Origin of the sequence: Pseudomonas rossensis (assembly GCF_039888995.1) — a bacterium.
Lineage (GTDB): Bacteria > Pseudomonadota > Gammaproteobacteria > Pseudomonadales > Pseudomonadaceae > Aquipseudomonas > Aquipseudomonas rossensis.
This window is the reverse complement of the sequence record NZ_JBBWCB010000357.1, coordinates 1-299: the sequence shown is the minus strand read 5'-3', so window position 1 is coordinate 299 and position 299 is coordinate 1. Positions and strand designations below refer to the sequence as shown.

Genomic DNA, 299 nt, shown 5'->3' with positions numbered 1-299 from the left:
GCGTAATGGCCGTATTGACCGCCGCCTCCAAGGCTGCTGGGCGCACTTCGCCCGCAGCAGGCGCCAGCGTTGACCAGCGCAGATCCTGCTGCTCGAGGTGACACAGAAATCGTGAAATCGCAGAGCGCTGTTGTGGGGAAAGGGGTGTGGGCAGTAGTGTCATCACTGTTTGGTGTTCGAGCCACGCTGGCATCAGTTGGACCCGACCGGAAGGCCCCTGCAGAGCCAAGTTGAAGGCGTGGTTAATGGCCGCGCGCGTGCTTGTGTGGAGTCCGTGTTGCGTAATGGCCGTATTGACC

1 protein-coding gene is annotated in these 299 nt (G+C 61.2%); it reads right to left on the bottom strand.

The window, feature by feature from the left end:
- A partial coding sequence (locus tag WLY71_RS30865) for a hypothetical protein (RefSeq protein ID WP_347806603.1) occupies positions 1-193 on the bottom strand: 193 nt, incomplete at its 3' end.
- Positions 194-299 lie beyond the last annotated feature (106 nt).